A 9,704-nucleotide genomic window follows, 5' to 3' on the forward strand; every position below is an offset into this window, starting at 1 on the left:
ATCCTCTTTAAAATAAGCATTTGTAGGATCTACATAGTAGTATGTTCCATCAATCTGAACCAGATTCCATGCATGTCGAATTCTATTACTGTTTGTTATACCATCTTCAAACAAAGCATTTAATCCTACAGCATTTGCCATATAATAAAAAGTCCCTGCATACCCATCACAAACTGCTAATCCATCTAAAACGACTCCGGTTAAATCGTGTTGGTATTTTGTTTCGTTATCTTCATCATATCGCACATTTGAAACAATCCAGTTTATAACTGCTTTAAATTTATCATAATCCGATTTCCCATCAAGATTCAATGATTTAATAACTTCATCTAATTTTTTTGTCGCTTTTTGATATCTATCCCGTCTATCTCCATATCCGCCATTCCCAGAATAGTATCCTTTATATCCACCATCTGAATATTTTATCCCATCTGAACAATTCTCTGCCAACAGATTACCACCACCAACAGTAAATGCAGACATTGTATGCCCTTCATTTGGTTTCCCTGTATCTTTATAAATTTCATTACGAATATCTTTATCACATTTTCCATTCTCGATTTCTTCAATCGTATGATCCGATTTTATTTCAACGGGAATATCAAAATCATACTTTGCATATTTATTTTCAAGAAAGATTCTTTTTGCTATGGAAGCAATTTCTTTAACCATTTGATCATACGATGTGTATACACAGGTTTTATCCGTTACACACTCAATATTTCCATACTGATCTTCCCTGTAATAAAAACCATCTACACTAGAATCAGCTAATTTGGTCCACGTTCTATCCGATTCTTCTGCATGCACATAAACCGCTGTATTCGGTAATACCCCCGCTGTTACCGTAGCAACAGATAACACAACCGCCATTGCTGCAGCCATTACCCTTTTTCCTTTTCTTCCTTTACTCATAATAATCTATCCTCCATCTATTTACTTCTTGTACTTCCTTTCTTTTCGCTATTTCCTTCGTTTGATCTTGTCCAAAGAGCATTTATCTTCTTGAATAATTCATTAAACTTCTTTCTTAGGATTTCCACTATGTAATTGTTAATGTTTCCTATGATTCTACAAATCATTGTCTCCTATCCTCATGCTTTTATTATAACGTAGTCGTTAATATCACTAATACACTTTACATAGTCGAACATCATTTTAATCATATTAAAAAATACATTCTTATCATAAATATGAGATATTTCAAGAAAAAACTTTTTCATATATAAAAAAGAAAACTAATAAAAATTTCTGATTTTCAAAATAGTTGGAGAGCAAACTTAGTTTTCCTGCATTTCATTAATTCTTTTCTTAGAAAATTCATATATTTACTGCCAACTGTAAAAAAGCAAGATCCCACAGCCAAAAGACTGTGAGATCATAATTATTTCTTATTTCTTTCTAAAGATCACAATTCCTTTTTTCTTTTTGAAGTAATAGAATACTACAGCTAAGATCAATGCAAAACCACCGATCAATGGTACATAAGCTTTGATATTATTGAATCCACCAGTAGTTGGCAGTTTCAGGTTTGCATCATTTGTGATCTCATAGGTTGGATGATAGAAGTAATAGGTATCTCCCTGCTTAATGGCATTTGAGGTATCTACATTTCCTTTGTCTACTTCTGCCTGTGTTACAGATAACGGAAGAGTTACGACCAGAGGCTCTTTTAACAGATTCTTACCGCTGACTGTTTTTGTTTCCGTGATCGTGTAAGTATCTGGCAGCAGATCATCAAACAGAAGTTCTCCTTTTTCATCCGTTTCTTTGGATGTGACTTCTTTTCCATCAGAATCCTTGATCGTAAACCGAACACCTTTTAAGACTTTTCCTTTGGAATCTTTCTTCTTTAGTTTAATGTTTCCTTTGATCATCTGATTTCGGAAGGTTGCTTCTCCTGTGATTTTTGCAGATGCACTGCTCCCTTCCGATCCGATGTCAAACGTAACCGTTCCTGCTTTCTGATCTACTCTTCCATTGGTACTTGTCGTTGAGAGATGATCCAGCTTAAAGTATTCTTTCATGCCGCTTTCACAGCATGTATAAGTTCCATAGTACAGATCATCAAACGTCGTTGAGAGGCTGATCATCGTTCCAGGGTTTGCCTTGACAAAGTTTTCTACTTCACTCTTTATGAACTTCACATCTTTCTTGTAAGTATGCTTCTTTCCGTAAACATCGGTTCCTGTCAGGGTAAATGTAAATGTGGCATCTCCAACGTCCATGTTCAGATTGGATGGATCTAATTCTTTTGTGATGGTAATGCTTCCTCTGCCCGGTGTATGAGAGTTGGTTGCGATCGTTGTGTCAGAATCATCTTCATCATCGTATGAAACCTTGTATCCGATCTGTTCATTTCCTATCACAACACCTTCTTTTACCTCTTCCCATGTATACTCGATCTCATTTCCATTCTCGCATTTTGGAAGGACTTTTGATCTTGTTTTCCATCCGTTTTCGGAATTTAAGGTTACGGTATCTACCACATCTTTTCCGTTTGCTAACAGATTAAACCTTACAGAATCTGGACGGATCTTATCCTGATCATTTTCATCATCCCATACTTTTCGGATCGTTTTCTGTACGGTCTTTGGTTTATGTGTGTTTGTGATATTGGTTGTGATCGTTATGATATCACTAGATTTATCTGTAGATTCCTTTACTTCATAAGCAATCTCATATCCAGTCTTGGCATTTCCATTCACAACAGAGGATGAATCCTCTTTGACTTCATATTCATACTTTTCGCCAAGATCATCTTCTTTTGGAAGATCATTAAATTCTGCCGTCCAGTTATTAGCTGCACTTAATATTTGATCTTTTTGCATATCTGTTCCATTACGATATAATTTGATATTTACTGAATCCGGACGGATTCCATCACTGTTATTACTGTCATCCCAGTTTTTCTTAACAACAAGTTTTACACTTCCACCTTTATCATATTTGTTTGTATAAGATAACGTATAGGTATTTTTGTCCCAATCGCCACCTGCTTCACTGACTCTTGTATAATTAGCTGCATTACAAACCTCGCTAAACGTATAGTTTCCTTCCTCGCCTCGCTTGATATCTGTCTGCATGGCCCAGTTGTTATCCTTATTCAGCACATAAGTCTTCACTTCATGTGTGTTCTTATTTTCTGCTTTGATCGTCACTGATACTGGTCTTGTGTTCATGGAGTTGTTATCATCGATCCAATATTTCTTCACCTGCACATAGTCAGAAGGATTGTTGACCAGCGTCTTGGAATCATGGACATATGTTATTTCATCATTGTTAGTATTGCCCTGTGTCGCCACGTCATGGATGAAATCTGCGGTCTGATCATTTAAGACCTCTCCACTGAATGTCATCGTTTCATCAGACTTTCCATATCCAAGTGGTGCTTCCACTTCTTCTACGGTGTACATTTCTTTTCCAACACCGTCTTTTGCATAAATGCCAGTTGGCAGTCCAAAGAATTCCAGATAACCGAACTGATCATCTCCGGAAACCGTGGTTGCGATCGTATCTCCTTTGTGAAAGATCGTCTTTTCATCCTTATTTACGATCTCACAGGCTGCTTTTAATGCAAACTTCGCACCTGGCAACATCTCTCCTTTCTTATCTGTCTTGATAAACTGAATGCTGTACTTCTGTAACAGATCGTTACATTCCAAATTGATATCTATGTGCTTGTCAGTATCAAGAGATACATCGACATCTTCCGGATCGATCACATTGACTGTTGTTTCGATCGGATCATAGCCTTTGTATTTTCCGGAATCTTTAAAGGAGATCGTTACTTTCTGTTTTCCGGCAGCTTCTGCGGTTTCCGGTTCAAAGGTTACATCATCATCCGTTACATCAGTAAGCTCCTGTTGTCCATCATCATCATAATCGCTTGAGAATGCAAAATCATCTGCATGATAGACTGCACCTTTTACAAAATCTGTTTTTGGTGTGGCACTGATACCGGTAACTTTTGCATCCGTGTAATCATCGTCTGCCTTTACCATCTGATCCTGTGCATAGGTCGTCTTTAAGCTTGTACAGCCATAGAACATCTTTCGGACATCTTCCACATTTGAAGTATTAAAACTGGAAAGATCCAGCTCTTTTAATGCAGAACAGTTGGCAAACATCTCTGACATGTCCGCGACTTTGGATGTATCAATGTTCTTAAAATTAATCTTTGTCAGACTCTTGCATTCTGAGAACATCTTACTGGAGATCGTGTTCATGTAAATGACCTGATCTGCTTTCTGGGAGGAAATATAATAATCATTTCCATCTTTCCATAAGACGATACTTCCGTCTTTGTCCTGTGAAACGTCTTTGGTATCTGTTCCATCCGGAGCATTTTCCCATGTAAATGTAATACTTTCTGCATCCTGGATCTCCTGATTCAATGCTTCTCCCGTTTCCAGTACATAGATCCCGCCGTTTGGAGAAGGTGTATTGTTTCCATGTGGTTCTTCCACATCCGGAACATCCTCGGTATCTCGGATATCATTCATCGTTCCCGGTTTCGTATCCCAGTTGATCACAACCTCATGTTCTTCTGTATCAATACAATATCCATTTGGACCGGATATCTCTTTCACATAATAAGTTCCCTGATAAAAGTCCGTCGTGTCCTTTCCATCGTCTCCTTTTCTGGTAAACTGTACGGCTTTGTCTTTCAATGTCGTTTTCTGATCAATCAGAGTTCCGGCTTTCCAGACAAGAGTTCCATCGTCTTTTTGGATATCCTCTTTGGCATACAGTCCATATACAGCTCCGCTGATCTGGTCATTTTCATAAACAAAGCTGGCATCTTCAAATCCGCTTAACGTTTCACCTGTCTTTTTTAGTGAAACAGATCCATACACTGGTTCATCGGTATCTTCATAGGTGTAAGTACCATTTCCATCGCTGTCGTAGTCCACACTTTGAAGATCTAAGGTAAATTCTTTTGCTGCATCATTTTTGTTATAACCATTTGGTGTGGATACTTCTTTGATCGTATAATGTCCATAAGGCAGCTTGCATGTCGCATATCCGTCTTTCATCGTTCCGGAGATCAATCTTGCGATTTCTTTTCCATCATCATCATAAATGACGTACTCTGCATCATTTAACAGCTTCTTTGTTTCTCTGGATCGTTTCACAAGGACGAAATCAATCTCCTTTTCCTGATCCGCATAACTGTATTTGATCGTTTTTCCTTTATCTTTCTTGGTCAGCACAATGACCTGATCTTCTAAGAATGCATGTTTGTTCGAACCACTCTTCTGATGTAATGTGTACATTCCAAGAGCGATACCACTTGCTGTTGCAGTCCCATCTTCTCCTGTGGTCAGCGTTGTTACGACTTTTCCATCCTGATCGATTAGTTCAAAGACTGCTCCTGTTTCAGCTTCCGTTTTTGTATCGGATACTTTCTTTTCCTTTTTGATCTGGATCGATGCGGAATCGGAATATACATCTTTTGCAGTAAATTCATAAACTTTCATGCCATCGACTTCTTTTGGTTTATGATCTCTGGAATCATAGACAGGGGCCAAGTCATATCCTTCGGCTCCTTTTGTCTGAACAACAATAAAATCATGATCTGCTTTCAAATCTTCCAGAAGAAGGCTTGCGATTCCTTTTGCATCTGTTGTTATCGTTCCGATCACGGCATCTTTCGCCAGGGAATCGATATAATCTTTTCTGTTTTCTTCTGTATCAAGATCTGTATTTTTATATCCATCTGCTTTGGATGCATCTAAGATGGTAAATTCCGCGGATACTTCGGCTTCTTCCACCTTATTTTTTTCCATTGTTTTCTTGATCATGAGTTTCTTTCCGATCCATGGATTCTTAAGATCATACATATGGTTTGTTTTATCTCCGTCTTTTAATGTGACATCGAAATCTTTTACAAATGCATAATTATCTGATCCTTTGATCTGATGTACCGTGTAAGTCCCAGGATCCAACTGTTTGGATGAAGCATATCCATTTTCATCGGTTGTCAGTGTCTCAACGACTTTCTGATCTGATTTTCTGATGATCTCAAATTTGGCTCCGGCTTCTGGTCTCTCTGTGTTTGTGGATGTCTGTGTATCCGTGATGACCTTTGTTTTTGAAATGGAGATCGCGGCAGCTTCTCTTGGGTTGTTCGCTTCGATCTGATAAGTTTTTATGGACCCATCGATCACTTTTATCATATCTGGGATCTTGGAGAATCCATCCGTTCCTTTGGCCTGATGTAAGCGGTAAGAACCATATGGAAGCTCTTTACTCGTTGCCATTCCATCACTTCCGGTTGTGATCGTATCGACCAGCTGATTTTTACTGTCATATATTTCAAATACCGCTCCGGATTCCGCCTTTTTATCATTATCATAGGTTTTGTGGATCTGCAGCTTTCCTTTGACTGGTGTTTCATATACAGTAATGAGCTGATCATTGTTCAGTGTGATATTTGTACTGTCTTTGTTCAGTTCAAATCCTTTCGGTGGATTCTTTTCTTTGACATAGTACTCTCCGACCGGCAGTTTCTTTGCACATCCATAACCCGTCGCATCGGTAATGATCGTTGCGACTTCACTGTCTTTTTTATATCTGACAGTTTTGTTATCGGATGCGAGAATATCAGATCTGGCATAAACTCCATATTCTGCATTTGCATAGGTTGCATCTGTCCCAAAGTCTTCCAGGATACTTCTTTTGTTCAGTTCCAGATCGATCGTTTTTTCTGTATCATACATACTTCCAAGATCGACCTTTGCCGTTTTTCCCGTTGCTTTTTTTGTTTTTGTTGTTGTGTTTTTATTATGCCTTGCATCTGCTTCGATCTCTTTTGCTGTCCACGTATGTGTCTTGGATCTCTTATCCTCAATGATCCCNGGAATCATAGTATCCTTTTTCCGTATACGACTCCTGATCATCCTTTGATAATTCATTCCAGTTTTTCACATACTTTTCTGTGATGCTTCTTGTTCCAGAAGAAATCGTCTCATTATATGTAAGACTGGCAACACCTTTTTCATCTGTCACTGCTGTACCAACGGATTTTCCATCCCTGAAAAACTGGAACTTGACGCCGGATAATATAACAGCTGTTGCCTGATCACGTTTTGTGATCTTCACTTCCGTTTGATCACTTTCCGATGTACTGTCTGAATATGTATATGAACCGGTCTTCGCCGGAGTTACATCTTTCGTCATACGATATAACATCTGATGTTTATCATGCTTCTTTCCTTTTACACAGTGTGTCACTGTATAGTAATAGATCGTACCTTTTGGATCTGTTTTCTTGATCTTATCGCAGAAAGCCTTTGCATCACTGCTTGAAAACTTATCATTCAGATTTTTTCCTGCCTGATAAACCGTTGTCTTTTTGCTGACACCTGCTCCACATGCCCAGATATAGGCCTGTGTTAATGCAAATGCCTTTGTATTTTTGGAACTCTTCCAGTAATAATAAGTCAGAGCTTTTGCAACTCCCTGATTCTTATAAGTCACAGCGTTGTGTGTCTTATACTTTACAGTGTCACCATTACACATGGATTTTCCGGAATTTAAACAAAAGGTTCCTTTTCCATTTGCAGTGATCTTCCATAGTCCTTCACTTGCCGGCCGGTTTAACGCACTGATCTTATTACGATCCATGACCTGACTCATACCAACGGTCGCTGTTCCTTCTTTCGCCGCAACATTGACGACTGGTGCTGGCATTCCGGCCATTCCTCCAAACAACGAAGAAAAAAGTGTTAACAAGGCCAGGAAGAACGTCCCGATCTTTTTCAGTTTTCTTTTCAACTTGTATTTCATAGTTCCCTCCTGATTCATTTGATCTTATCCATTTTTATCGTAACAGCAGAAAGAGGACTTCCTGCTGTTATCTTTATCAATACCGATCTGTAAAATATCCGGGAGCATCTGTCTTATCAATGTTTGCATATTCGGAGTCTGTATGAGCATGACTATATCCTGTTCCATTCTGCCCTTCGATCTCAATGTCTCCGGTAAACATGCCTTCATCATGGATGATATTTGTTTTATTGATGCTTCCATCATTCTTTTTCCATATCGCATACAGCTTGATGGTCTTTCCGGCATCTGTAAGATCAGAGACAGCTGTTCCATTCGTATAATCTGCCCTGACTGCATCCGGAGTCTTTGCCCATCCTACAAACGTATATCCTTTTCTGGTAAACAGACCGGATGGTATGGTATAAGATTCTCCTGTCTTTACCGGTATGATCTTTGCATCTGCCTGTGCGCCATTTGGCATGAAGCTGATCTTATACTGGCCATTTCCCCATATCGCATATAAGGTAAGGTCAGAAGCCGTCTGATATTTGATCGCTTCCTGATCTTCGTAAGCTGCAACATCTCCATCCTTTGTCTTACTCCATCCAAGGAACTGATAGCCGTTATTTGTAAATGTATTTTTTGGAAGTGTGAACGAACCATCATATGTCACGGTACTGTCATTCATTGTTCCGCTTCCACCATTGGAATTGTAATGGATCTTATACTGATTTGCTTTCCACTGGGCATATAAAGTTAATGCTTTCCCGCAGATCGTACTGTTTGTCGTATAAGACATCCCTGTACTGTTTGCCGTATCCTTCCATCCGGTCAATGTATACCCTGTTCTGTTGGCGGTTGGGAAGGTCAGCTTACTTCCGCAGGCAAAACTTTTACTTGCAGCACCAACACTTCCATTATTTTCTTTATAATTTACAGTATAGGAATCTTTTTTCAGATTGATCGTAACTTTACAATTATAATATCGGAAATATTTTTTCGTTGTAGGGTTTTTGTATGGTGCAACTCCTGTATTATAGGCACTGAATCCAACCGTGGTTTCAAAGTCTGTTTGCTCTGTAGTTTTATGCCCCGGTGTATTCGTTAACTGCTGAACCTGGCTATATGGTGCGTCATATGATACACTATTATATTTTTCATGGGCAGGGACTGTATATTTTACTTTGAAATGCATCCATGAATAATCATCACTATAAGATTTCGATGTTTTTACAGAGGTTGTAGAAAGTTTTAACTTGTACGGATCTGGGTTACTTACAGATACCTGCTTGATATTCAGTGTTCGGCTTTCATTATCAAATGTATAGTTTTTACAAGCAGATCCAGAATGTGTGATTTTCAAACTCATTGTAGACGTTCCAGATGGTCCAGTGACTTTTACATACGTGTATTCATTGTTATTTGGAAATGATGTACTTCCTGCATTTTCTATCGTGACATATTTTGCTTCCACTGAATGATGCCATGCAAGAACTGCAATAAAACTGATCACCATAGAAAGCGCCAATATAGAATACCATTTTTTATTTTTCTTTATCCTTTCCATTTTTTCTTCCTCCTTTCCTTTTGTTTGATCTTATAAGTTCTATTCCCAAAAAAATCAAGATTCCTAACCCTGCATATCGGACGATCTTTTCTCTTTGGATATCCCATTCAGATGATTCAAAAAAAGTATCATCCATGGTACGGATCGTTTGTTTGGGGATCTTCTGACCCTTATCTCTGACACAATAGACCACATATCGAAATTTACCATGACTTCGGTATGGGTGACATGTAAGAAGCGTTACCATATCTTTGCCTTTTTGAATACGGATCTGATCGGAATCATCCGGTTTTATGATCTTGATCTTTTCGACCCGATAAGAAAGTTTTTCCCATGGGTTTTGAATGGTGACTTTGTCTCC

General features: G+C 38.6%; 4 protein-coding genes. All 4 read right to left on the minus strand.

Translation table 11 applies throughout. The features are described from left to right. Positions 1-915 (minus strand): transglutaminase domain-containing protein (locus OCV53_RS12040; protein WP_278275396.1); only part of this gene is annotated, 915 nt, incomplete at its 3' end. A gap of 476 nt (positions 916-1,391) precedes the next feature. Beyond that, positions 1,392-6,920 carry a SpaA isopeptide-forming pilin-related protein gene (locus OCV53_RS12045; RefSeq protein WP_465245270.1) on the minus strand — a complete coding sequence of 1,843 codons (5,529 nt, stop codon included), beginning with the start codon at positions 6,918-6,920 and terminating at the stop codon, positions 1,392-1,394. Positions 6,921-7,870: 950 nt separating this feature from the next. Next, positions 7,871-9,343, minus strand: coding sequence for an InlB B-repeat-containing protein (locus tag OCV53_RS12050; protein WP_055198528.1), 1,473 nt, complete (start codon positions 9,341-9,343; stop codon positions 7,871-7,873). Continuing rightward, positions 9,321-9,704 (minus strand): sortase (locus OCV53_RS12055; protein WP_148368976.1); only part of this gene is annotated, 384 nt, incomplete at its 5' end. The genes OCV53_RS12050 and OCV53_RS12055, both read right to left, overlap by 23 nt.

It is taken from the genome of Anaerostipes amylophilus (assembly GCF_025567365.1).
Taxonomy (GTDB): Bacteria; Bacillota; Clostridia; order Lachnospirales; family Lachnospiraceae; genus Anaerostipes; species Anaerostipes amylophilus.